This is a genomic window from Rheinheimera hassiensis (assembly GCF_022436675.1).
GTDB classification, from domain to species: Bacteria; Pseudomonadota; Gammaproteobacteria; order Enterobacterales; family Alteromonadaceae; genus Alishewanella; species Alishewanella hassiensis.
In genome coordinates, this window is record NZ_JAKUJZ010000007.1 from 340,215 (window position 1) to 364,307 (window position 24,093).

The 24,093-nt window shown below is 49.7% G+C and carries 19 protein-coding genes and 1 tRNA gene; 7 read left to right on the forward strand and 13 right to left on the reverse strand.

Annotated elements, in window-relative coordinates:
- Positions 1 to 14: 14 nt before the first annotated feature.
- Positions 15 to 986, reverse strand: a complete 972-nt coding sequence (locus MJX74_RS16975; RefSeq protein WP_240224217.1) for a DUF4382 domain-containing protein — start codon at positions 984 to 986, stop codon at positions 15 to 17.
- Positions 987 to 1,142: 156 nt separating this feature from the next.
- On the opposite strand from MJX74_RS16975, the gene MJX74_RS16980 reads away from it, so the two are divergent.
- Positions 1,143 to 1,219 (forward strand) — tRNA-Pro (locus MJX74_RS16980).
- A gap of 197 nt (positions 1,220 to 1,416) precedes the next feature.
- Here MJX74_RS16980 and MJX74_RS16985 read toward each other — a convergent pair.
- Positions 1,417 to 2,559 (reverse strand): PQQ-dependent sugar dehydrogenase, encoded by a 1,143-nt coding sequence (locus MJX74_RS16985; RefSeq protein WP_240224218.1) that lies wholly within the window; start codon positions 2,557 to 2,559, stop codon positions 1,417 to 1,419.
- Positions 2,560 to 2,778: 219 nt separating this feature from the next.
- On the opposite strand from MJX74_RS16985, the gene MJX74_RS16990 reads away from it, so the two are divergent.
- The gene (locus MJX74_RS16990; RefSeq protein ID WP_240224219.1) at positions 2,779 to 3,891 is read left to right on the forward strand and encodes a hypothetical protein; all 1,113 of its coding nucleotides are present in this window, start codon (positions 2,779 to 2,781) and stop codon (positions 3,889 to 3,891) included.
- 63 nt (positions 3,892 to 3,954) lie between these two features.
- Here the strand turns inward: MJX74_RS16990 and MJX74_RS16995 are convergent, their stop codons facing one another.
- Positions 3,955 to 5,658 (reverse strand): methyl-accepting chemotaxis protein, encoded by a 1,704-nt coding sequence (locus tag MJX74_RS16995; RefSeq protein ID WP_240224220.1) that lies wholly within the window; start codon positions 5,656 to 5,658, stop codon positions 3,955 to 3,957.
- A 176-nt stretch (positions 5,659 to 5,834) separates the two neighbouring features.
- On the opposite strand from MJX74_RS16995, the gene ggt reads away from it, so the two are divergent.
- Positions 5,835 to 7,511, forward strand: a complete 1,677-nt coding sequence (gene ggt / locus MJX74_RS17000; RefSeq protein WP_240224221.1) for a gamma-glutamyltransferase — start codon at positions 5,835 to 5,837, stop codon at positions 7,509 to 7,511.
- Between the two features lie 92 nt (positions 7,512 to 7,603).
- Positions 7,604 to 8,644 (forward strand): extracellular catalytic domain type 2 short-chain-length polyhydroxyalkanoate depolymerase, encoded by a 1,041-nt coding sequence (locus tag MJX74_RS17005; protein WP_240224222.1) that lies wholly within the window; start codon positions 7,604 to 7,606, stop codon positions 8,642 to 8,644.
- A gap of 1 nt (position 8,645) precedes the next feature.
- Here the strand turns inward: MJX74_RS17005 and MJX74_RS17010 are convergent, their stop codons facing one another.
- From MJX74_RS17010 to MJX74_RS17020, 3 genes are all read right to left on the reverse strand, one after another.
- Positions 8,646 to 9,398 carry a MipA/OmpV family protein gene (locus MJX74_RS17010; RefSeq protein WP_240224223.1) on the reverse strand — a complete coding sequence of 251 codons (753 nt, stop codon included), beginning with the start codon at positions 9,396 to 9,398 and terminating at the stop codon, positions 8,646 to 8,648.
- 133 nt (positions 9,399 to 9,531) lie between these two features.
- Complete coding sequence (locus MJX74_RS17015) at positions 9,532 to 10,095, reverse strand: hypothetical protein (protein WP_240224224.1); 564 nt, start codon at positions 10,093 to 10,095, stop codon at positions 9,532 to 9,534.
- A gap of 97 nt (positions 10,096 to 10,192) precedes the next feature.
- Complete coding sequence (locus MJX74_RS17020; protein ID WP_240224225.1) at positions 10,193 to 11,473, reverse strand: MgtC/SapB family protein; 1,281 nt, start codon at positions 11,471 to 11,473, stop codon at positions 10,193 to 10,195.
- Positions 11,474 to 11,642: 169 nt separating this feature from the next.
- Here MJX74_RS17020 and MJX74_RS17025 point away from each other — a divergent pair, with 169 nt between their 5' ends.
- Positions 11,643 to 12,191, forward strand: coding sequence for a YaeQ family protein (locus tag MJX74_RS17025; RefSeq protein ID WP_240224226.1), 549 nt, complete (start codon positions 11,643 to 11,645; stop codon positions 12,189 to 12,191).
- Positions 12,192 to 12,208: 17 nt separating this feature from the next.
- On the opposite strand, the gene MJX74_RS17030 is transcribed toward MJX74_RS17025, so the two are convergent.
- The 5 genes from MJX74_RS17030 to apbC all read right to left on the reverse strand — a co-directional run bounded on the left by MJX74_RS17030 (position 12,209) and on the right by apbC (position 17,794).
- The gene (locus MJX74_RS17030; protein WP_240224227.1) at positions 12,209 to 12,784 is read right to left on the reverse strand and encodes a glutathione S-transferase family protein; all 576 of its coding nucleotides are present in this window, start codon (positions 12,782 to 12,784) and stop codon (positions 12,209 to 12,211) included.
- Positions 12,785 to 12,786: 2 nt separating this feature from the next.
- Positions 12,787 to 13,680 (reverse strand): DMT family transporter, encoded by an 894-nt coding sequence (locus MJX74_RS17035; RefSeq protein ID WP_240224228.1) that lies wholly within the window; start codon positions 13,678 to 13,680, stop codon positions 12,787 to 12,789.
- A gap of 60 nt (positions 13,681 to 13,740) precedes the next feature.
- On the reverse strand, positions 13,741 to 15,855 hold the full coding sequence (locus MJX74_RS17040) for a hypothetical protein (RefSeq protein ID WP_240224229.1): 2,115 nt from the start codon (positions 15,853 to 15,855) through the stop codon (positions 13,741 to 13,743).
- Between the two features lie 282 nt (positions 15,856 to 16,137).
- Positions 16,138 to 16,728 carry a dCTP deaminase gene (dcd, locus tag MJX74_RS17045; protein WP_240224230.1) on the reverse strand — a complete coding sequence of 197 codons (591 nt, stop codon included), beginning with the start codon at positions 16,726 to 16,728 and terminating at the stop codon, positions 16,138 to 16,140.
- A 1-nt stretch (position 16,729) separates the two neighbouring features.
- A complete protein-coding gene (gene apbC / locus MJX74_RS17050) occupies positions 16,730 to 17,794 on the reverse strand; it encodes an iron-sulfur cluster carrier protein ApbC (RefSeq protein ID WP_240224231.1) in 1,065 nt (354 codons plus the stop codon).
- Positions 17,795 to 17,925: 131 nt separating this feature from the next.
- Between apbC and metG the strand changes: the two genes are divergently transcribed.
- Together metG and MJX74_RS17060 are read left to right on the forward strand one after the other, a co-directional pair.
- On the forward strand, positions 17,926 to 19,974 hold the full coding sequence (gene metG, locus MJX74_RS17055; protein ID WP_240224232.1) for a methionine--tRNA ligase: 2,049 nt from the start codon (positions 17,926 to 17,928) through the stop codon (positions 19,972 to 19,974).
- A 50-nt stretch (positions 19,975 to 20,024) separates the two neighbouring features.
- A complete protein-coding gene (locus MJX74_RS17060; RefSeq protein ID WP_240224233.1) occupies positions 20,025 to 21,443 on the forward strand; it encodes an MFS transporter in 1,419 nt (472 codons plus the stop codon).
- 42 nt (positions 21,444 to 21,485) lie between these two features.
- Here the strand turns inward: MJX74_RS17060 and MJX74_RS17065 are convergent, their stop codons facing one another.
- On the reverse strand, positions 21,486 to 22,955 hold the full coding sequence (locus MJX74_RS17065) for a cell envelope integrity TolA family protein (protein WP_240224234.1): 1,470 nt from the start codon (positions 22,953 to 22,955) through the stop codon (positions 21,486 to 21,488).
- An 83-nt stretch (positions 22,956 to 23,038) separates the two neighbouring features.
- The gene (locus tag MJX74_RS17070) at positions 23,039 to 24,034 is read right to left on the reverse strand and encodes an NAD(P)H-quinone oxidoreductase (RefSeq protein ID WP_240224235.1); all 996 of its coding nucleotides are present in this window, start codon (positions 24,032 to 24,034) and stop codon (positions 23,039 to 23,041) included.
- Positions 24,035 to 24,093 lie beyond the last annotated feature (59 nt).

Sequence of the window (24,093 nt, forward strand, 5' to 3'; positions counted from 1 at the left end):
ATGCTGATAGGTACTTATTCCATAAAGTCTACTTCAACTGGTGTTGTTGTAGGACTTACCACCACGTTTTGAGCTTGTAAAAAGCCGATATCGTCGGCAGCTTCAGGGTTGTCATCTACATCACAGCTTAGCGCTACGGTGTAATTATCGGCTTGAATAAAGCCAATACTGTAGTGGTATTCACTTACGCCATCAAAGTACACATTAGTACTGGCATAAGGCTGATAGGTATTATCGCCGCCGTTATCCGATAACTCATCCAGCGGCCGATCTGCACCCTGATACAGATATACTGTCGCTACCGGTACAGAAGCGTCTGCCGGCGCCACAGTACAACTGTTATTGATTAACACACTCTCTGCGACCTGGCCGGTTAAATGGCCAACTTCAGTATTGTTAACCAGGCGCAAACCGGTTGGCTTGAGAAGATAGCCGTTTTGCCCTGGCGGGTTAATCAGCGCTTTACGTAAATCAAACTCCAGTGTGTAATTAGCATTGCTGCCTTCAACCAGTGTTAAACTACCCAGCTTTAATTCATTTGACGGCACCTGTAACGGCTCACGCATGCCATCTTCCAGCTCAACATAGCTGCCGGTTGCTATTTCCAACCGCAGCTGGCCGTAATTACCCGCCTCAATATCGGCGTCGGTTAGCAGCGCTTCAGACTTAGCACCATCGAGCAGCAATAAGTCTATGCCCCGGGTATTAGGAACAATAGTACCCTGCGCATCACGGCATTCATCATTCGCCTCTGCCGCTGCATCATCATCTCCCACGGTAAAACTCTGATTACCTACGCTATTGCCGGTTAACTCAATTTCGCTAAAACATACCATAACAACTTTCGCGCCATTTATCGGTGCATCGCTTACTGCCAAACTAAAGCGGGTCATCTGTGGTTGTAAATCATCGTCAGAGTCGCTGCCGCACGCGGCCAGTAACGTCATCGATGCCAGTACTGCACTTGTTAGTATTGTCTGTTTCATTAATTTTCCCTCCATTAATGCAACCTAACTAATAGCAGTAAAGACTGAATGCTTACTTAATCGCTCTGCAGGCCGTTGTTAAACTGGCGAAAATTGCTGCAGTCAGCTGATACAGCATTGCTTTCTGGCGGGGAATCATTATGATACGCCCTACGTCGGTACGTAGCGCAGCTTGGTAGCGCACTTCGCTGGGGGTGAAGGGGTCGGAGGTTCGAATCCTCTCGTACCGACCATTAAATTGCCAGAAAAAAGCTGTTAAGTTTTGCTTAACGGCTTTTTTTGTTTGCCTTGCTCAGGGGCAGGACTTTTTTGCTTTACCCCACAGTTACCTGATGTTCATGGTTTACGCCATAGCTATGCCCTGCAACGCAGGTATCAGCTAAAAAGGGTTGTAACAATTGGAGCAGACCTTTAGCGTTAAAAGTAGCGTTCAACGAGGACGCGGCGTTAATTTCAGCAGGCGTCCCATGCTTTCCCCACGCTCATCTTCGAGTACCCAGATAGCACCATCCGGACTCTCGGTGACCTTGCGAATACGGACACCCATGCCGTAACGCTCTACTTCTGTTGCACTCTCACCATCAAACTTGATACGCACTATACCTTGAGAGGAGAGGCCTGCCGCGAAGGCATCGCCCCGCCAGCCAGCAAAGAGGTTGCCGCGATATACCATAAGATCGGCCGGTGAAATCACCGGTGTCCAGCTGATTGCTGGTGCCGCAAATTGCGGTTGGGTATCGTGATTGGGAATGTCCCGGCCATCGTAGTGCTGGCCATTGGATACTGCCGGGTAGCCATAATTGGCGCCCTGTTTAATCAAATTAAGTTCGTCGCCGCCAGCGGGCCCCATCTCGATGACCCACAACCGGCCATCTAGGTCGAACGTCATGCCCAGTGGGTTGCGGTGACCGACAGACCAGATTTGTTGGTAAATTGCTTCGTCATCGACAAAGGGGTTTTCATCACGGTAATTAACAAAGGGGTTATCTTTGGGCACCGAACCATCGTCATTTAAGCGCAGTACCTTGCCCATTGATGACTGCATGTCCTGAGCAGGTGTGAATTTTTGCCTATCACCCGACGAAATCCACAGGTACTTGTTGTTATCAAACAGCAGGCGGTGGCCGTAGTGGCCATAGCCCAACACCTTGGGGTACTGTCGCCAGATGACTTCCAGGTCTTTCAGCTGAGCACTGCGTTCTCCTTCAACCAAGGTGCCGCGGGCAACAGCGGCACCCCGCACTTTGCCCTCACCGGCCTCGGCATAGCTGATGTAGACAAGCCTGTTATCGGCGAAGTCCGGATGCAATGCCACATCCCCCAGGCCACCCTGACCGCCGTAATCCACGTTCGGCAGACCTCCGACCGGCTGCGACTTGTCTCCCTGCTGCGTGACGATGGTCAGTCGTCCTTTCTTTTCCGTGATAAGCATTCTGCCATCTGGCAGGAAGGCCATTGACCATGGCTCATCAAAACGGGTGATCTCCTCAACCTCGAACGGTAGGTTATCCTGTGCCGATACAAAAAACGTGATAAATAAACCTAGAAAAGTCGCAAATAGCTGCCGGCTCATAAAATATCTCCTGCATGTAATTGATAAGTCAGGGGTCAGTATAGCAACGCCATCGCAAACTGCTGCGCACCTGCGCATTATTATCTTTTTAAGCATTGATTCTGGTGCAGTAACGAAAATTCAGTATGCACATCTCTAAATGAAATGAGTTTGTAAACATTGAGCTAAAAAATGAAGTTCTGTATGCTGCACGAGTTAAACAGGTACAGGGAAGTAAGAATGCGGTTTATTTGTATACTATTAATTTTGTTACCAACGATAAGCTTTGCCACCGAATACACACCTGATTCAGCAGCAGAGCTGCGTGCCCAATATCAGTTGCTGTTAGAGTTAAAAGCTGAAGATGCGATAACTGAAGCTGTGTTTAACGAGAAGTCTGAAAGCATTAAACAGCAGGCTTACAGCAGATACCAGACATCACTCGAAGATATGCCGTCAGCATCAGCCACCGAACAACGGATAGACAGCTTTACGTCAGCTTTATACAGTATTTCAGCACTATTGTTACTGGCTCTCGTTGCCAAAATAATGTCGTATTTCCCAGCAATCCTGAACGAAGCACTGGTATATGTAGCATCCACAGTCACGTTGCTGGTCTTCCACCAGGAATACGTTGTACTGGTAGCAGGGTTCTCGTTGGCTGGTGTGCTGGCTTATTCTATAAATAGCCGTATTGAGGATTCAGGTACAGCACGCCGATGGACTGGATGGCTGTTAATGCTGGTGCTGGGCATTCTGGCATGGTGCTTTGACAATAGCGTTTTCGGTGTTTGTAGCGTTATCGCATTTGTTTACAGTTTAGGCTTTGTCATATTGATTACACCGGGAATGATTGCCGTTGGTGTTAACGAAGCGCGTATAACTGTGGTACTGCGTCTAGCTTTTGCCTGTATGTTGTTAACGCTGCTGGCATGGCTGATATTTTATACCAACTGGCTGTCAGCCTTAATGCCTGTTAGACAAACCCTACACGCTTTTGAGCTGGGTATGCTAACCGTATTGCCGTTGGCGTATTTTACTGCACTTGGCTACCTAAGCTTTTTCTTGCTAAAGCACCGGTTTTGGCTGCGATTTATTGCAGAGCTGGCTGCGCTTATCAGTGGGCTGGCTGTTATTATCATCGCCCTGCTCTATCAGCTTGATACCATGTTCTGGGTGGGTGCGGTGTTTATGCTGTGGAACCTGATGGATAAATTTCACGAACTCGTTTACAAGCGGGTTAGCTTTACTGCCGCCTGCACTTTATTTGCTGTGATATTCGGCGGCAGCGCGGCGATAATTAAGTCGAACATGGCTATAATTATGCCGCACCTCGCATTTTTGAATCTTTAATGTTGGTAAAACAAAGCCCCGCTTTTGCGGGGCTTTGTTGTTTCTACACTTACCTATATTGGTTTAGAGTTTAAAACCACTCAACGACTTTTTCATCTCGCTGGCCATTTTCCGCAGTTGTTGGCTGGCTACGGATAGCTCGGTCGATTTTGCTGTGGTGCTTTCCACTGCAGTAGCGATATTCTCCATATTTTCGTTGATGGTGCCCGACACCACTGCCAGCTCTTCCGTGGCGCTGGCCAGTTGGTCGTTAACGTCGGTAATGCTGGATACTGCAGTATTAATCCGTTTTAGCGCCTCATTAGCTTGCTGCGAGCAGACTATGGTTTGCTCGGTTTCGGCTTTGCTTTGCGCCATAGATTGCACGGCGTTGGCAGAGTCCTGCTGAATACCCTGAATACGTTTGTTGATATCCTGCGTAGAGGCCTGCGAGCGGCTGGCTAAAGTGCGTACTTCGTCAGCTACCACGGCAAAACCACGGCCCATTTCACCGGCGCGGGCAGCTTCAATGGCGGCGTTTAGTGCCAGCAGGTTGGTTTGCTCAGCAATGCCGCCGATAACATCGGTTACAGCCCCAACCTCTTCACCGTGCTTGGATAACTGCGCAATAACCTCTGATACCTGTTCTAACTTCAGCTTTAATGCATCAATAGCGGTAATGGTTTGGCCTACTGAGGTTACCCCGTTTTGCGTTTCGGTGTCGGCATCACGGGCGGCTTTGGCGGCGATAGTGGCGCTGCGGGCCATATCTTCACAGGTGGCGGTCATCTCGTTAACGGCGGTAGCGACCTGTGCGGTTTGATCCATTACATTTTGTAAAATCTTTTGCGTTTGCTGGCTGCTGTCGTCTAACGCTTCCGATTGCATGGCCAGTTGTTCGGCCATCGATATTTGCTGGCTGATAATACTGCGCAACTGATTAACCAAAATGCTAAGGGCGGCCAGCAGGCTGTCGTTGTCACCACTTCGCAGGGCAAACTGTACCGAGAAATCGCCTGCGGCAACCTGCTGCACCAACAGCTTGGTGTCGGCCACTTCACCGCCGAGCGAGCGCAGTAACCAACTGCGGATAAACAACGATACGCCTGCCGTTAATAAAATAACAATAAGCACCACTATGCCGATTTGCAGTGCAACGGCCCAGAATGCGGCTTTTACATCATCAATATAAATACCTGAGCCCAGCACCCAGCCCCAGCTATCGTCTTTTGCCACATAGGACAGCTTGGTATAGCGCTCTTCGGTTACCCCGCCGCCTTTTAATGGTTTTGTCCACTGGTATTCAACAAAGCCATCGCCATAGCGCTGAATAACATCAACAAAGCTGACAAACAGATTGGCATTATTTAAGGTTTGCTGCTGGCTACCATCGCGGTTGCGCATTAAGGTGGCGTAGTTAAAATTAGGCCTGTCTAGCACGGTGCCATCTAAGGTTGGCACTGTCGGGTGCATAATCATTTTGGGAATGGGCCGGCCAGTGTCGTTAATCCAGATATATTCGGTACCATCGTAACGTATGGCTTTAATGGCGGCCATGGCTTGTTGCTGTGCCTGCTCTTTACTCAGGCTGCCGCTTTGCTCCAGCGCCTGATAATGCTTTACCAGGCTAAGGGCGCTGTCAATTACCGCCACTACCCTGTTTTCTCGGCCTTCTATCAGGCTGTGCTGCAATGCATTTAATGCCACTGCGCCCAGTACCACAAAACCAAGCAATGCCAGTAAAGGAATACTTAACAAACGCCCACCGACGGTTTTCCAAAATCCCATGATATGTCCTTTTTTATCTACTTCGATGTTCCTGATTTAGCAGTAAATTTTACTGCCAGAGTCAAAGCTTTTTCATACTTTAGCAGCATATTTGCAGCTTTATAAGCTGTCACAGCTTGTAATTGATAAATAACCACGTTAGAACTGATAACTGGTTCTCACCGGAGTAGTTTGTTATGCAGTTTTTGTATCGCGTTAGCTTTTACTTGTTGTTCAGCCTGGCTGTACTTTCACCCGCGGCGCAAGCTTCCCTTAAAGGCCAGGCTGCCGTGGCTTCGCCGGATCAGTACGGTGCCGCAGTGGCAGAGCAAATATTAAAAAAAGGTGGTAATGCGGTTGATGCTGCAGTAGCAACCGCCTTTACACTGGCAGTGACTTACCCTGAGGCAGGCAATATTGGTGGCGGTGGCTTTATGACACTGTGGTTTGACGGTAAAGCCTATTTTCTCGATTACCGAGAAACAGCACCTGCTGCTGCACATCGCGATATGTATCTGGATGAAGAAAAACAGGTTATTGAAAACTTAAGTTTAATTGGCCATAAAGCCAGTGGCGTACCGGGCACCGTTATGGGCTTATGGCAGGCCCACCAGCGTTTTGGCAGCCTGCCCTGGGCAGAGCTGGTGCAACCGGCAATTTCCTATGCCCAAAACGGTTTTACCGTAGCAGAAAACCAGTACCAGTACCGTGCCGATTTACTTAGCCAATTGGAAGGCAAAACCAATTTTGCCCGCTATTTTACCGCTATGCAGCCCAACGAAAACTTTATCCAAAGCGAGCTTGCCAGCACACTTAAACGTATTGCTGAACATGGCCCGGCCGATTTTTATCAGGGTGAAACAGCCAAATTGCTAGTCGCGCAAATGCAACGTGGTGGTGGCTTGATTACGCTGACAGATCTGGCTGCGTATAAAGCTGGCTGGCGCGAGCCGGTTATTACCCCCTGGCGCGATTATCAGCTGGTAACTGCAGCGCCGCCAAGCTCTGGCGGTATTGCACTTAGCCAGTTGCTGGCGTTAAAGCAACGGCGCAGTGCCGATTTTAATAAAGTTGCGCTTAATAGCAGTCAGTATGTGCATTTAATTGCTGAAATAGAAAAACGCGTGTTTGCTGATCGCGCCGATTATCTGGGCGATCCAGACTTTACTGCAGTACCGCAGCAACAGTTACTCGACAGCGCTTACTTAGATAGACGCGCCGCTGAAATAAACCCTGCGGCGATATCTGCCACAGCAGCGGTAAAACCGGGGCTGGAAGGCTACCATACCACGCACTTTTCTGTGCTGGATAACCACGGCAATGCTGTGTCTAACACCTACACTCTGAACCTGGATTTTGGCAGCGGCGTAGTAGTAGAAGGTGCCGGTTTTTTACTGAATAACGAAATGGACGACTTTTCTGCCAAAGCCGGGGTACCGAATGCTTTTGGCGTAGTGGGCAGCGACGCCAATGCAATTGCGCCCGGTAAGCGTATGCTGTCGTCTATGACCCCCAGTCTGCTGTTAAAAGACGGTAAAATAGAGCTGGTGATCGGCACGCCGGGCGGCTCGACCATTTTCACCTCAATTTTTCAGGTCATGACTAATTTATATGACTACCAGTTACCGCTAAGTGAAGCAGTAGCCGCGCCACGTTTTCATCATCAGTTGCTACCCAAAGATCAGATCACCATGGAGCCTTACGCGCCCCTTAGTAAAACAGTACAGGATGAGTTAAAAGCCAAAGGCTATCAACTGGTTACCCAGGGGTGGAACCTTGGCGATATTCAGGCAATTCAGGTACTTGACGGCAAAGTCACCGCTGCCGCAGATCCTCGCTCGCGTGGCGTAGCTAAGGTAATTAACCTGCATTAACACCACGGTTTGACCATAAGGCTTTAGCCTTAATTTTTCTTTCCTTTGGCTTTAGTACTGTACTAAAGCCTTATTGTTGCCGGGCCGCTTTTATGCAAAATTCAGTAGTAAATTACCCCGCCATTGCCGGAGCCTTTATGCGCAAATTTAAGCTGTTTAGTTTTACTCTGTTATCTGCTGTGGCCTTACCGTTGGCAGCACAGCAGGCATTGCCCAAACTGCAGCTGGCAGAGCAGATCACCTTGTCGGGTTTATCCAGCGGCGCTTATATGGCTGGCCAGTACCACCTGGCCTTTGCCGAACAGGTTAGCGGCGTGGCCATGCTGGCCGGTGGCCCGGTATATTGTGCGCAAAACAGTTTAGGCCTGGCACTGGAACATTGCTTTAATAAAGCCAGCAGCTCGCCAGACATGAGCGCAATAAACCAGTATTTAACCGCCCAGCGCACCGCTGGCAAGCTGGCGCCGGTTGCAGCACTTAAAGATGACAAAGTATGGATTTTTCACGGCAGTAAAGACACCACTGTATACCCGGGCCTGGCAACAGTACTTAACCAGCAATACCAGCAATGGGTGGATGCCGGCAATATTGCCCTGATAACGGATAAAGCGTTTGGCCATACCTTTCCGACAGACAATACCGCTTTGGGTAGTTGCGATGTCTCTGAGGCGCCCTTTCTGGCCAGCTGTAATTATGATGCTGCAGGCGAGCTGCTTAAGCACTTACTGGGCAGCGTTAAAGCTAAAACGGCCACTGGTAGCGGCCAGTTAATGCCATTTAACCAGCATCAGCTGGCCACTGCCGCCAAAGATAGCTTAGCTGAAACCGGTTATTTGTACGTACCACAAAGCTGTGCCAGCGGTGAAAGTTGCCGGTTACATGTTAGTTTTCATGGTTGTAAGCAGAATGCCGCCAGCGTAGGCCAGGCCTATGTCAGCGGCAGCGGGCTGAATAATTATGCCGATAGCAATAATATCGTGGTGTTGTACCCGCAAACTACTGCCAGCAGTATAAACCCGTTTAACCCTAACGCTTGTTGGGATTGGTGGGGTTATACCGGAGCAGATTATGCTACCAAAGAAGGGATGCAACTTAAGGCCATACACCAGTTAGTGCAGGCCTTAACAGATTAATTTAAAACAGCCGTGACCAGGATAAAAACGCCGACAGCCCGGTATCACGATCCGTTAACGGGCTGTCACTGATGCTGCTGCCATACCAGTGATGCTCTACGCCAAGCCTTGTCATACCACCAAAAAACAACGCCGTACTGAAAGAAACACCGGCATTATAACTAACGGCCCCATCGGCTTTATAAGCCGGGCGCTGTGCTGTAGCTTCATCCGGGCGTACGCCGTAGTAGTAATCGACCAGCTTGCTGTCTGAATAACTGACACCAAATTGAGGCTCAATGATGATTGGCCCGGCACGGTAGCTATAGCCCACTGATACCTTTGATTCCTGGCCCTTTGAGTTGCCTAATAAATCAAATACGGTTTGGGCTTCAAACTTCCAGCTATCCTGGCGTAACTGCATGCCAATACCGCCATCAATTGAATCTTTACGCTTGGCCATGCCGCTAAACACCGCACTGTCAGACTCATCAAAACCGGCAAAACGCGGGGCCAGCTTGGCGCTAAAACTGATATTACCCAGATCCAGCAGTTTATAGCTGACAAAAGGCCCGTATACCGTCAGCCTGTCGCCCTGATAACCAATGATCGGTAACGGGATAGTGCGGTTGCTGTAGCCCTGATATATTTCCTGATTAACCCCAACACCCACACCATATGAAAAACCTTGTGGTGCTGCACTTTGTGCCATTGCTGTACCACACACCATGCTGGTACTGATAACACTGGCTAAAACATAATGACTCAATTTCATCTGAAAACCTTAGGTTGCGCCTAAACAGCAATTGGCTAGCAACTAAGTTACGCCAAGAGCCCGGATCTAACACTTATTATGTTGATAACAGCATTACTGTACCCAAATACGTATAGATCAACCAGCGTTAAAACTAATTTTGTGCTGCCATGCCGGGCGGCAATATTTGCTCTACACCGCCAAGCCGTTTGGCCATTTGCATAATGCGATCATGGTGTTTAGCCAGTGCGGCTTTATCATCTGCGGTTAAACAGCCGGTTAGCGTTTGGTGATACTGCTGGCCCTGTTTAATGGTTTTTTCTGTTTTTTGCCGCTGCGCAGCCGGTAAAAACATTAATGCCTGGCGCGATACCTCCAGCATTGGCTGCACACTGTCCAGCACCGGCCAGGTGACTTTGGCGCTTAACTCAACCAATTGTACCGGCGTAAAACCATGCTCTTTTGCCAGTTGTTCAATTTGTGTCTGATAAGCCGAGTCTTTTTCCTGTGCGCTAATTTCGCGGTAGTGCCGCGGCCAGTCACAGTGTTGCTGCAAATTAAACTGCTTGTTCTGCGGCCTTTGCTCTAACTGCTGCAACTTGGGTAACATGGCTTCAAACTGGTCCAGGTTGGCATCTGTCAGCACCGTTGCCGCCATTGCAGGCACTGCAAACAGGCTAAGCAATGCCAAACCGGCAACGCTATTTCGCTTAATCATACTATCTCCGGAATTAAAGTTATCACGCCATCTGAACAGGCTAAGGCTTAATCCAGCCTGAAGGCTTGTGGCGCAGCGCTTAAACGAAAACCTTGCTTTAAACAAAAAACAGCACTGCCAGCCCCAATGCCAGTATTACCAGCGTGGCAGCTAACAATTTGTTAGCCAGTGCCCTGCCCCCTAATACAAACACCAGAGTACATTTAACAACGGTATTACTCAGCGCCGCTACGGTAACAGCGCCTGCGGCCAGCGCTATGCCGTCTGGTATACGCCGGGCGTAATCTGCCATTGACAAAGTTATGGCATCCACATCGGTTAAACCGGCAACAGCAGCCAACAAATACAAACCTTCGGTGGCAGCATATTGTTCGGTAAGCTTTACCAATAACAAAATGACAGCGAATAGCGCACCAAACTTCATTGCGGCAATCAGGCTAAACGGGTTAGTCACTTTAACGGTGCTTTGCTGCGGCGCCTGGTAGCGTTTGCTGCCAAGGTGATAGTAAATGGCCGCCATAATAGCGGTAGCCGCTGCCATTACGCTAAACGGCAGCCATAAATGCGCCAGCAAAGGTTTATACACAATACTGACTGTTACCAGCACACGGATAAACATTACCAGCCAGGCCAGTAATACCCCGCAGGCCTGAGTATCGGCAGCTAACGGATCGGGCTCAAATTTGCTGCTGCGGGCAAAACTTAAGGTAACCGCCGTAGATGACGCCAGGCCGCCACTTATGCCGGTAACCACGGCACCATGAGCAGCACCAAGCCAACGCACCGCAACATAACCCAGCAGCGACATAGAGGAAATCAGGATCACCAGCAACCAGAGCCGGTAAGGGTTAAGTGCCTGCCAGGGGTCTATAGGGTCGTTAGGTAGTAATGGCAGTACAATAAAACTGGCAATAAGCAACTTTACCCCGGCGTATAAATCTTCGGTGCCGATTTTACTAACCATAGAGTGCAGCGGCCGTTTAAAGGTAAGAATGGCCGACGTCAGTATACCCAACATAACGGCAAGCTCGGCATAGCCAAACATCACCGCACCACCGAGTAAACATACTGTAATAGCGCTAATTTCGCTGGTTAACCCCAACGTCGTTGGGTTGTTGCGGTTTTCCAGTATGTAAGCTGTGAGTACCGCCAGCGCTACCACCAGCACCGTAATAACAAATAACCAGGGCGATTGCAGATGCAGTGATAACCAGGCCGATACCGCGCCCGCCTGGGCAAATAAAATGTATGTGCGTAAGCCGCCAAAACCACCGGGATGCTCGTCACGGCGGTGTTTTTCCCGTTCAATGCCAACTAGAGCCCCCAGCAACAAGGCAATTAAAAAGTTTTGCACCATATCAATATCAAATTCAGACACTTTCGATTTAACTCAGTCGTTTAGCTATTATGGGCCACAGCATAGCGCAGTTTTTCCGGCCGCGGCAGATGCAACCGCAGCAAACAGTTAAATTGAGCAAACAGTTAAATTGAGCAAAACAATGGTTCGCGTTACACTCGCCGCCTTTATATTGTGAGTGAGTTTGCTTATGGCACTAAAAGCCACCGTGTTTAAGGTTCAGCTGCAAATTGCAGATATGGACCGGCATTACTATCAGGATCACAGCCTGACACTGGCGCAGCACCCGTCAGAAAATGACGAGCGCATGATGGTGCGTCTGTTAGCTTTTGCTATCAATGCCAGCGAAACACTGGCTTTTACTAAAGGCTTAAGTGCAGAGGATGATGAACCGGAGCTATGGGACAAAACCCTCAGTGGTGACATTAACCTGTGGGTAGAATTTGGCCAAAGCGATGAAAAATGGCTACGCAAAGCCGCTGGACGGGCAAAACAGGTGCAATTGTTTTGTTATGGCGGGCGCAGCGTGCCGGTATGGTGGAAAAACATTCAGCAGGCGCTGGAGCGTTACCAAAACCTGGCCGTGCTGGAAATTAACGAAGAATCGGTAAAAGCGATGGCGAAACTGGTAAGCCGTAATATGAACCTGCAATGCAATATCAGCGAAGGCCAGATCTGGTTGTCAGATGCAGAGCAAAGTGTACTAATTGAACCTGTGCTGCTAAAAGCAGCACAGTAATACCGGCCTGCGCCTGCTTACCCCAGGCGTGGATCGCTGTCTTTAATCATCGGCTGCGATTTGTTTTGCGCCAAAAATGCCTGCAGTGCCGGATAATCATCAAACTCCATCAGCTCACGGAACAAGGTCCAGTCTACCAGGCTATAAAGCGCCATGGCGACATAATCCCATTGAGCAAACTCACCATTGTCAGCCTGTTGTTCCAGCACATACAAAGAGGTAGCTACCCGCTCACGCTGTAAATTAAAAAACAGCTTATCGTCATTGGTGTCAAAACCGCTGCGGCTGCATTGCAGCAGCATTACTAAAGAATCGCTTACCGCATTAATGACTGTTAGCTGGTTTTCCTGATACCAGCTAAGCGGCGCTATACCAAGCTTAGGTGCCAGATAGCGGTAGATCACGCCAGAATCAAAAATAACCTGGCCAGCATCGTCCAGCATTGGAATACGCAGTGCCGGGTTAATGGCGGCCAGAGTTTGCCGCCCTTCACCGGCAAAAATATTCAGGTTAATAAATTCATGCGAAGTTGTGGCCAGCAATAGCCGAATGCGCCGCACATAAGGTGAGGTTTGTGAACCATATAGTTTCATATTTACTCCTTAACAGGCGCTGTTGCAGCGCGTAATGAATTCAGGCTAAAACCGGTTACCAGCATGGTGCCGGTAATAACAATGGCAGCACCTGCCAGGGTATGCCAGCCGACAGTTTCATCTAAAAACAGGTGGCCCCACAGCACACCAAATACCGGAATTAAAAAAGTCACGGTTAATGTTGGTGTAGCGCCTAAATCCTGCACCAGCCGAAAATACAGCATATAGGCCACACCGGTACAAACTACTCCCAGCGCCAGCACAGCATACAAGCTTTGGCTGGCCGGTTCAGCTACCGGCAAAGGTATAAACCACAGCAACGGCAATAACCACAGGCAGGCTCCCCACATATTGCCATGCGCATTGGTAAACGCCGGTACCGGTTTAGCCAGCCGGGTATACCAGGTGGCAATTCCATAACAGCAGGCGGCCCCCGCGCCTGCAGCTATAGCAGCTAAGGCGCTGCTATTTGCTGTAGCATCAAAACCTACCAGTATGGCCACACCGCAGATCCCCAGCAGTAAACCGGCAGCAATTTTTACTGACATGCGCTGGCGAAAAAACACCCAACCAATTAAGGCGCCCCACAACGGTGCCGTGGCATTAAGCACCGCCAGTAACGATGCGGTTAGTGTTTGTGCAGCATAAGCAAATAACAGAAACGGCAAGGCTGTATTAAAAAAGCTCAGCAGCATAAAATGGCCAGCGTAGCCACGTATTGGCAAGCTGCGTTTAAACGCTACGGCAACCAGTGCCAGAAACAGCGCCGCCAGCAGCACCCGGCCAAACATCAGCCAGGCCGGGCCAAGCTCCGGCACTGCAATACGCATAAACAGAAAAGACGCGCCCCAGATAGCGGCCAGCGAAAATAAACGAATAATACTGCCTGAATTCACCTTCACTGTCCTGTTTATCAGTTATTACTGCTATGTATCTTTAATTGCTGCTCGACGCACTTACCAGTACAGCCAATACCCAACAGCCGCGGCAATTAACAGCAGCAACAATATCAGGCCCCAGGGTTGTTTTTTCTCAGCATAGGGGTCTTTTAAAGAGCGTTTCGCGCCTTTAGGTAACTTAGCCAAGCCGGTTAACGCCGCACCAAAGGGCACATTAATTTTTGCTCTGGTGTTAACCGCCCAGCCATTGGCATCCAGTAAAGGCCCAAGATTACGCCGGCGTAGTGTCATAAAAGCCATTAACATAGAAGGACACGAAATTAGCAACATCACGCCAAGCAGCACTAACGGCACCTGCCACCACTGCAGCGAAAACAAACCAGCAACCACGGCGGCAAGCATGGTTCCCAGGGCACCTAATGCCAGACCGATAGCGGCAAAAATACCGGCAAATTTAGCAATATCAAAACCAGACGTCGAAGTGGCAGGCGTTGCGGCCGCACTGGCAACACCATTGGTGGTTTTGGCTTCAATATCTTTATCGCGCGATGCGGCAAATTTTTGTAATTGTCCTTCAATAAAAGCCGCTACCCGCTTGTAGGGTGACCAAAAGGCCTGGCGGATACTAACGGGTTGCGCCACAACCTTTATAACGCTGGCTTTCCAGTCCCGGCCTTTACGGTCATAAAATATACCGTTACGCCCGGGCACCATCAGCTCATCGACATCACCACCGGTGAGGGCGGCGACAATATTGACCGCCGCTTCACCCTGGCGTGTGCAGCTACAATACACCAGATAACAGCCACTGAACGGTGCCATACTGGCGTGACGGGCCATATCCGCCACATACAACACCAGCTCGCAACTGCGTTGATCCAGATACAGGGTACCGGCCTGGAAAATGGCTTTATTTTCGCCCTGATAAAAATCACTTAACGAAACATAGTTTCGCAACAAGGTAACCAGATTGCGCTGATAGTGCACCAGACGCTCTACTGCATCGACATTATCGGCAAAGGTTTTTTCAGCCAGATCAAGGGCGATTAACTGCTCAAGCTGCGCTGAGGTATCGTTGGTGACTATAGAGGCCAGACGCTCAAACTCAAGCTGATGTAATGCTGATTCTGGCTTGGCTGCCTGCCAGGCGCGCCACGTTGCCAGTTTGGCCGAAATAGCTGACCAATCGGCAAAACTCAAACTGTCCGGGGTTTTACCCAGCAGAGGCTTAACAACCACCAGGCATAACTGCTGAATTTTCTCCGCCCAGGCCGGGTTAATACCCTGCCCTAATGGTAATGCCAGGCCCGCGCCCACCTCAGCCAGCGGTAAAGCAGCAATATCATCATCGCCCTGGCCTATTGCCCGGTTTGCCAACACGGCGTACACGGTGGCCTCAGGATTTAACGCCTGGGCAGCACGGCTGTCAAACGCGGCTAACTGGCAGCGGACAAAAAAGTCATCTACTTTTGCCTGCACGCTGTCAAATACCGCAACGGCTGCTGCAGTATCGCTACCCAATGGCTGTAAGTCTTCAGATTCAGCGGCTCCGGCTTTATGCCAATCAACTATGGCCTGTGCCTGGGTCATAAAACTGCTTAACATTTCGGTGTCAGTGCCCATGCCGCCACTGCGATCAGCCACGCCACCTAATACACTGACAATATCGTTGATCAGCTGTTTTACGTCAGCATCAGCGGCCAGCTCGGCCATAACTACGCCATCACCATTGAAATGATCCGGCGAAAATAAACGGGATTTATCAGTAAAATCGTCAGTCTGCAAACTGTCATCGGCCGTTTTACCGGTGTATTGCAGTACACGCAAAGCAGCCGTTTTAATGGCCACGCCGCTTTCATCAGCGTCAGATATTGCATCCAGTGGCACACCCGCTGGTTGAAACATCAGGTCGGCATCGGTAAAGCGCTGGCAACACCAACTTACTGCAGCCTGTATTTCCGGCACCCGTATCTGGCCGTCAGCGTCGAAATCTAATAGCGCCAGAGTGCGGCTGTCAATTTCCAGCCCCGAGGTTGGGCAGCTCAGCACTGTCCAGAGTTTCGGATCAAGCTCGCTTAGGTGTTGTAAGTCGGCGCCGGTTTCCAGCGCAACCTGATCAAAACCGCCAGAGCGGAAAAAACGCCATTTATGTTGTGTAGTATTGTCAGCCACTGCCGTCGCTCCCTGAGACGAAAAATTCAATTTAGCATAATGCAGCGCCACACTATTTACCAAGTGCTGAATGTGCTGCCAGATACAAAATGTATCCGCTGGCAACTTTATCGGCTACCCGAATGGGCAACCAACCCAACTGGCTGGAAAATGTGTAATGTGGAAATTTAGCCAGCGACATTGCCAAGCTATGCAGCTTTATTGCATAATCATCCGGCTTCATTTTTGCTTTATAGCTTTTGGCCCACGCTTTGCGTGGGCTTTTTACGTTATGCTCAGCGCTCAGCCTTTATCATCATGGCCAATACGGCTGGCGACAGCACCGGTTTGCTGCTGGTATTTCGCATCCAAGCGTTTGTTGTATGGCCGCTCAGCCGGGCCTGTCATCAGCTCAAAGTTCAGCGCACCAATTTTCATCTGTGGCCGCAGCGCCAGTGGCAGCTTGCCGCTGTTGTAAAACTCCAGCACGATATTGCCAGACCAACCCGGGTCAATCCGGTGTGCAGTAACATGCACCATAAGGCCCAAACGCGCCAGTGACGAGCGGCCATCTAACCAGCCAACGATATCATCCGGCAAGGTGACCGATTCCAGCGTCATCGCCAGTGCCAGCTCACCGGGGTGTAAAATAAACTTATTGCCATCAGCTATGTATATTTCATCGCTCATTACGCTGTTTAGCGCTTTATCCACTTCGGCGCGTGGGCCGCTTAAATCAATGTAAGCAGCCGTATGGGCGACAAATACGCGAAATTTATTGCCCAAGCGAATATCAACACTCACGCCGCTTATCATGTCGGCGTCCGGTAACGGGGTAATGCTAATTTTACCTTCGGCTAAATAGCGTTCTATATCGCGGTCACACAGTCTCATCTTAATCGTCCGTTATTATTATTTCAGGTTGGCCGGCCGCTTGCGCAGCAGCATGCCAATGCAATGCCAACATTAATTGCCGGCCGATTGTACGGTAAATTTGCGCCACTGGCTGCTGTTTTAGCACTATCGGCACCCCGGCATCGGCCTGCTCGCGGATCTGTTTTTGCAGCGGCAACTGGCCCAGCACCGGCACCTGATAACGCTCTGCTAATAAGATGCCACCTTCGGTACCAAAAATATCGTCCCGTGTGCCGCAGTGGCTGCACTGATAAAAACTCATATTTTCAATCAGGCCCAGCAGCGGAATATTCACCTGGCGAAACATGCTGATAGCTTTTTCTGCATCGGACAGCGCCACATCCTGCGGCGTGGTTACCACCACAGCACCGGTTACCGGCAGCTTTTGCGCCATAGTCAGCTGGATATCACCGGTACCCGGTGGCATATCAACAATTAAATAATCCAGCTCTGGCCATAATGTTTCGTTCAGCAGTTGTAATAGCGCCTGGCTGGCCATAGGGCCACGCCAGACTGAGGCTTGCTGTGGGTCAACCAGAAAGCCGATAGATTGCAAATACACACCATGGGCAAATTGGGGCTGCATTAACTTATTATCCGGCGAGCTGATCTTCTCGCCGCTCAGCCCCAGCATCACAGGAATAGACGGGCCATAAATATCGGCATCCAGCAAGCCTACTTTAGCGCCTTCCAGCGCCAGTGCTACCGCCAGATTCACGGCAGTGGTCGATTTCCCCACCCCGCCCTTACCGGAGGCAATAAGAATGATTTGCTTAATATCTTTAAACACCGGCGCTGTTGTCAGTTGGTAATCCAGCGTTAACTGATAGTTAAAACCGGCATCAGTCAGCGTCTGCTGCAGCGGCTGCGCTATGGATAACAACGGCAGCTTCAGGCTGATACGCAGATTGTTTTTCTGCAGACTTACGCTGTCGAGTAACAACGCCAGCGGCGCGCCGCTATCAGGCAGTTGCCAGTGTTGCAGCAACTGCTGTGCTGCTTCAGGCAAAGCATCGGTTTTGGCAGATTTAAACCAGTTAAACATCAGCAAGTTCCAAATTCAGGCTTTAATACGTTTTTTTAGCGGATCCGTGCCTTGGCGGGTGCGGATCGATGGCGGCTAGTGTATCATTTAGTGAAATTTTTTCAGTTATTTATGCAAAAGAGCACCGCTTAATGTCGACACGCAAAATACTTGTTACCAGCGCTTTACCCTATGCCAACGGCCCTATCCATTTAGGCCACTTACTAGAATACATTCAAACCGATATTTGGGCCCGGTTTCAAAAAGCCCGCGGCCATGAATGCTATTACGTTTGCGCCGACGACGCGCATGGTACGCCTATTATGCTTAAAGCGCAGGAGCAAGGCATTACGCCGGAGCAAATGATTGCCAAAACCAATATTGAACACCAGGCTGACTTTGCCGGTTTCGGCATTGGCTTTGACAATTATCATTCAACCCACAGTGAAGAAAACCGCCAATTTGCCAGCCAGATTTACACCAAACTCAACGATGGCGGCTACATTAAGCGCAAAACCATTAGCCAGTTATTCGATCCGGAAAAGCAGATGTTTTTGCCGGACCGTTTTGTTAAAGGTGATTGCCCCAAATGTGGCGCCCTGGACCAAAACGGCGACAGCTGCGATGTCTGCGGTGCCACCTACAGCCCGACTGAAGTAAAAAATGCCCGCTCTGTAGTGTCAGGCGCCACACCGGTATTAAAAGATTCTGAGCATTACTTCTTTGACCTGCCTGCTTTTAGCCAGATGTTGCAAGACTGGACGCGCAGCGGCAGCTTGCAGGAGGAAATGGCCAATAAACTACAGGAATGGTTTAAAGACGGCCTGCAAATGTGGGATATCAGCCGTGATGCGCCCTACTTCGGCTTTGAAATACCGGGCGCGCCGGGTAAGTTCTTTTATGTCTGGTTAGATGCGCCTATCGGTTATCTGGCCAGCTTTAAAAACCTGTGCGATAAAACCGGTATCGATTTTGACAGCTTCTGGAAACTGGATTCCGATGCCGAGATATACCACTTTATCGGCAAAGACATTATTTATTTCCACAGCCTGTTTTGGCCAGCTATGCTGCACGGTGCCGGTATGCGCAAGCCTAATGCCATTTTCGCCCACGGTTTTGTTACCGTAAACGGCGCCAAAATGTCTAAGTCGCGCGGTACTTTTATTAAGGCACGCACTTATCTGGATCATTTAAACCCGGAATACCTGCGCTATTATTTTGCTTCTAAACTAAGCAGCAGCATTATTGATCTGGATTTAAACCTGGATGATTTCAGCCAGAAGGTTAATGCCGATTTAGTCGGGAAAGTGGTGAATATTGCCAGCCGCTGCGCCAGCTTTATTACTAAGCGCTATGATGGCAAGTTATCGGCTACCGTGGCAGAGCCTGCCCTGCTGGCAGAATTTACTGCCGCAGGGGAAAGCATTGCCGACAGCTTTGAAAAACGTGAGTTTGCCCGGGCCATCCGCGACATTATGGCGCTGGCCGATAAAGCTAATCAATACATTGACGCCAAAGCGCCCTGGGTGCTGGTAAAAGATGACACCAAACAGCAGGAAGCACATGACGTTTGTTCAATGGGCATTAACCTGTTCCGTGTATTAATGCATTATTTAAAACCGGTGTTGCCGTTAATGGCAGCAGAAACGGAAGCCTTCTTAAACAGCGAACTGAACTGGAACAACTATCAGCAGCCGTTAACCAGCCATGCCATCAATCCGTTTAAAGCACTGATGCAGCGGGTTGACCCGGTAAAAGTAACCGCCATGCTTGATGCATCGAAAGACAATCTGCAAGTGCAAACGGCAGCACCGGTTAAAGCTGCTGCTAAAGCAGAAAAAGCCGTAAGCACAGAGCGCGAGCCAATCAGCGATACCATCAGCATTGATGATTTTGCCAAAATTGATTTGCGCGTGGCTAAAATCATTAAAGCCAGCGCCGTAGAAGGTGCAGACAAACTGGTGCAACTGCAACTGGATATTGGCGGCGGCGAAGTACGTCAGGTGTTTGCCGGAATTAAATCGGCTTACAACCCTGAGCAACTGGAAGGCCGCTTAACCGTGATGGTGGCTAATCTGGCGCCACGCAAAATGCGCTTTGGTTTATCCGAAGGCATGGTGTTAGCCGCAGGCCCTGGCGGTAGCGACTTGTTTATTCTGTCGCCAGATGACGGTGCCCAGCCCGGTATGCGCGTGAAGTAACGGTTTCAGGCAGCTTTTGGCTGCCTGTATTTTTTTTAAAAAGGCAACGGATGTCCAGTAAACACCCTTATCGCAGCTTTAGTGCATTATTTCTTACCACTTTGCTAATGTTGGTGGCTCAGGGTTCGTTGTCAACTTACCTTGGCTTATCGTTGGCACAGCAAAATGTCGATTCTATCTGGATTGGCGCGTTAATGTCCTGCTATTACCTTGGCCTGGTACTGGGCTCTAAACTTGGCCACAAAGTTATTGCCCAGGTTGGCCATATCCGGGCCTTTGTCGCCAGTGCTGCCATTGTCAGTGCTTGTGCCATGACACATGTGCTAATTGACCAGTTGGAAGTGTGGCTGGTAATGCGCGTTATCGTCGGCATGGGCATGATGTGCCAGTATATGGTGCTGGAAAGCTGGCTGAACGAGCAAACCGAAAGCTCGCAGCGCGGCACTGTGTTCGCCTTTTATATGATCACCTCTTACCTTGGCATGATAGGCGGCCAGTTAATGCTAAGCCAGTTTCCTGAGCTGGGTATTGCGCCATTGCTGATTATCAGCATGTGTTACTCGCTGTGTATTGTGCCTATTGCGCTAACCAAGCGAATTCATCCGGCACCGCTGCAACCTGCCCCTCTGAGAATTCTGGCGTTCTGGAAACTGGTGCCTCAGTCACTGACTGCAGTAACGGTAGCGGGCATGATGGCAGGTGCTTTTTATGGTCTGGCACCCGCCTATGCTGCCAGCAAGGGTATGGATACCGGCCAGGTAACGCTGTTTATGTCGGTAACCATACTGGCCGGCTTGCTAGCCCAATGGCCGATGGGCAAAATTTCAGACCGCATCCCACGCAGCCGCATTTTGCGCTTTAATGCAGCAATACTGACGCTTCTAACACTGTTAATGGCTTTGCTGCCGTTATCTGGTTTTGCGTTGCTGATTGCCACCTTCTGTTATGGCGTACTGGCTTTTACGCTGTACCCTATTGCTTCTGCTTTTGCCAACCAGAACGTGGAGCAAAACGATCGGGTAGCCTTATCTGCCACGGTATTACTGACTTTTGGCCTGGGCGCCTGTTTTGGCCCATTGCTGGCGTCGGCACTGATGCAGTTAATCAGCCCGGCTATGCTGTATGCCTTTATCAGTTGCTGTGCTCTAACACTGTTTTTGCGGCTGAGCCGGGTAAATTACACACAAAAAATGGTTAAGCGGATGATGGACGAGCAACAAAATGCCCAGTTTAAAATGGGTTCGGGTGATTTGGTATCATCACCACTGGCGGCCGCGCTTGATCCGCGTGTTGACGAAGAAGTGGTTGTGGCGCAAATGCGTGATGAAGATTTTATTGCCGCTTATCAGCAAGTACCTGCCGGCTATGATGAAGATATTGAACAAGAGCAGCAGTCGGAAGATCATTTTGATCCCGCCGAGCCCGCTAACAACTACCCCAGGAATACTGAGCAAAACAAAACCGTCTGATGACGGTTTTGTTGCTGTGCTGCTTATTTGCTAGTAACTGTGTTAGTTACTGTGCATCACTACTTTGTTCCACAGGTTTTGGTTTTTAACATAAGAGAAGTATTCATCCGGGCGCCAGAACTTAGGCAACAACGGCATGTTTTTGCGCTCTTCAAAGTTTGATACCAGTTTGCTCAGAATCTCCAGTAAGCGCTCTTCACTGATCCGCTCCAGCTTTTTCCGCGCTTGCGGGTAATACAGGTTGTTTTCAACACTGACAATACAGCCCTGAGCAGACACGTTGTAAGTCAAGTTACGGGTAACCATACGGCAGATAGGCTGGCGGATATCTGCCGGATAAAGCCCAGTAACAATGGCATATTCGTAACGATCCAGATCCTGTCGATCGGAGTCTTTCGGAATATAAGTTATACCAAAGCCCTGCGGGAAAATACCGGTAATTCTGAGCAGCGCATCTACCGCGACCTTGCTATATACGCCCTTCTCAACACCTTTTTCCAGCACCAGCGCTACTTTAGGCAACGTTTCGTAGGCAAAGCTGCTTTTGGTCGACAACACAACTGAGGTATAAATTTGCGGAATTTTAAGCACATTGCCAATACCGTGTTCTGGCTTAATAGCATTTTTCAGCAAGGTGAGGACAAAATTCTGCCGCTCGCCTTCGAGCTTAATAAACTGGTCACGCTCTTCTCTGGAATTACCGCTGTATTTATCCAGCCCTAAACCCTGCGTAATATATTTCAGGCTTTCGCGATAACTAATTTGCAGCAACGCCAGCCGCTCGTCATTCTCAAGCACCCGAAACTCGTCGGCTTTACCATCAGCACCTTTTAATATCAGTTGCGCTTCAGGGTGGCAGTTACCAATATCCTGCAGCAGTGCAGCCATTAACAGCGGGATCTGCACGTCATCGCGAAACGGATCATACTCACCTTTGCTCGCTTTTAAACCTTTGCTGGCCTGGTAACGCTGCTGCACATAAGCATTATTCAGCTCACCATCGGTTAGCAGTTTGTCCAGCAAGCGCAGTGACAAAATGGCTTTATATAAATGCTTACTTTTTTGATTACTGGCGGCAATATGCTTGCCTTCGGTGGGCGACAACAGCTGAATAGTACCGAGTAATTTGGCACTGTTCATGTGAGTATCTTCTTGCGATTCGCCCTGACATAACTCCAGAATATCCAGACAAATCTTTTTCAGTGCCGCCATGCGGGCATTGGCTTCTTCACTTCTGGCCTGCTGAAAGGTTTGCCTTTCACTTTGCGCTTGCTGCAAATTACGCTCAACCAGCGCCAGATCGCGTTTATTTACCTGCTTCTGCCGGTTTTCAAACAAAAATACCTGTTGCTCCAGCTCTGTTTTTTCAGCCTGTTGCGCTACCGCCTGCTGAAAATACTGCACCGCCTGCTCGTACATGGAGTCGGCTACTGCTGTCGTATCACAAATACGGTTAATCAGTGTTGACACCAACTTACTGTACGTTGATTTTCCGATGCTACCTAAAGTCATTCTGGTAAGGCGTCCTTGTTACAATATGCTCGCTGCCCGGCTGGCACAAAATGTTGTGTGGGCAGGTAAAGGTGTTCAGCAAATCAGAATGTTAACACAAGCTTGCCAATGGTGGCATTACTGGCCATTAGCTGATGTGCAATTTGTGCCTGGCGCCAGTCAAATTGTTGTTGCAGCACAGGCTGTATCTGGCGCTGCGCCAGCATGCTGGCAAAAGCCTGACTAAACGCCTGAGTAAGATTAGTTTTATACCGGTTACTGCGGTTACGCAAGGTAGAACATATCAGCTGGCCGCGGCGTTTAAATAAAGGTGCTAAATTAAGTTGTGGTATGTCATACCCGCCCATCATGGCATACAGTACAATTTTGCCATCCATTGCCAATAAAGGGATCTCGCGGCTGATATAATCGCCAGCTACCGGATCCAGCACCAGCTCCACGCCTTGTGGCCAGTGGTTGGCTAATTCCTGTTCAAAAGCGTGTGTTTTATAGTTTATCGCCAGCTCGGCACCCAGTGCTGCACACACCGCCAACTTATCAGCGCTGCTGGCCGTAACTGCCACTTTTGCACCAATGGCTTTTGCCAGTTGTATGGCTGCCGTACCCACACCACTGGCGCCGGCGTGAATAAGCACCCGCTGATTGCTCTGCAGGTTACCGATGCTACACAGCAACTGGTAAGCAGTTAAGAAGACTTCTGCCGTCGCTGCAGCTTCTGCCATGCTGTAGCCTGCAGGCACCGCCATGGCATGGCCGGCATGTAGCAGTGCATACTCGGCATAACCCCCACCCGGCACTAAACCAAACACTGCTTTACCTAACCAGCTTTTATGCAGTGGCCCGGCAGCAACCACCACGCCAGCCACTTCCAGCCCCAGAATGTCGCTTTCGCCCTCTGGTGGCGGATACAAGCCACGGCGCTGCATTAAATCTGCCCGGTTAATACCTGCAGCGGCTACCTTAACCAGCAGTTGTTCTGCTGACGGTTGTGGTACTGCGCGCTGTTCGATACGCAATGTGCTGTCTTTACCGGCGTTTTCTACGGCAATAACCTGCATAGTGGCGGGGATGTTAACCAAAACTAACTCCTTAGCAAATTGGCTGCTTTAGCTTAAATTGTGCTTTAGCTTTGGGCAGC

Excerpts from the sequence above, each read along its gene's own strand:
- MJX74_RS16990 (WP_240224219.1), top strand. The coding sequence starts at position 2,779 with ATGCGGTTTATTTGTATACTATTAATTTTGTTACCAACGATAAGCTTT.
- MJX74_RS17025 (WP_240224226.1), top strand. The coding sequence starts at position 11,643 with ATGGCACTAAAAGCCACCGTGTTTAAGGTTCAGCTGCAAATTGCAGAT.
- MJX74_RS17005 (WP_240224222.1), top strand. The coding sequence starts at position 7,604 with ATGCAAAATTCAGTAGTAAATTACCCCGCCATTGCCGGAGCCTTTATG.
- MJX74_RS16985 (WP_240224218.1), bottom strand. The coding sequence starts at position 2,559 with ATGAGCCGGCAGCTATTTGCGACTTTTCTAGGTTTATTTATCACGTTT.
- MJX74_RS17060 (WP_240224233.1), top strand. The coding sequence starts at position 20,025 with ATGTCCAGTAAACACCCTTATCGCAGCTTTAGTGCATTATTTCTTACC.
- metG (WP_240224232.1), top strand. The coding sequence starts at position 17,926 with ATGTCGACACGCAAAATACTTGTTACCAGCGCTTTACCCTATGCCAAC.
- MJX74_RS17010 (WP_240224223.1), bottom strand. The coding sequence starts at position 9,398 with ATGAAATTGAGTCATTATGTTTTAGCCAGTGTTATCAGTACCAGCATG.
- dcd (WP_240224230.1), bottom strand. The coding sequence starts at position 16,728 with ATGAGACTGTGTGACCGCGATATAGAACGCTATTTAGCCGAAGGTAAA.
- MJX74_RS16995 (WP_240224220.1), bottom strand. The coding sequence starts at position 5,658 with ATGGGATTTTGGAAAACCGTCGGTGGGCGTTTGTTAAGTATTCCTTTA.
- MJX74_RS17030 (WP_240224227.1), bottom strand. The coding sequence starts at position 12,784 with ATGAAACTATATGGTTCACAAACCTCACCTTATGTGCGGCGCATTCGG.
- MJX74_RS17015 (WP_240224224.1), bottom strand. The coding sequence starts at position 10,095 with ATGATTAAGCGAAATAGCGTTGCCGGTTTGGCATTGCTTAGCCTGTTT.
- apbC (WP_240224231.1), bottom strand. The coding sequence starts at position 17,794 with ATGTTTAACTGGTTTAAATCTGCCAAAACCGATGCTTTGCCTGAAGCA.
- MJX74_RS16975 (WP_240224217.1), bottom strand. The coding sequence starts at position 986 with ATGAAACAGACAATACTAACAAGTGCAGTACTGGCATCGATGACGTTA.
- ggt (WP_240224221.1), top strand. The coding sequence starts at position 5,835 with ATGCAGTTTTTGTATCGCGTTAGCTTTTACTTGTTGTTCAGCCTGGCT.
- MJX74_RS17065 (WP_240224234.1), bottom strand. The coding sequence starts at position 22,955 with ATGACTTTAGGTAGCATCGGAAAATCAACGTACAGTAAGTTGGTGTCA.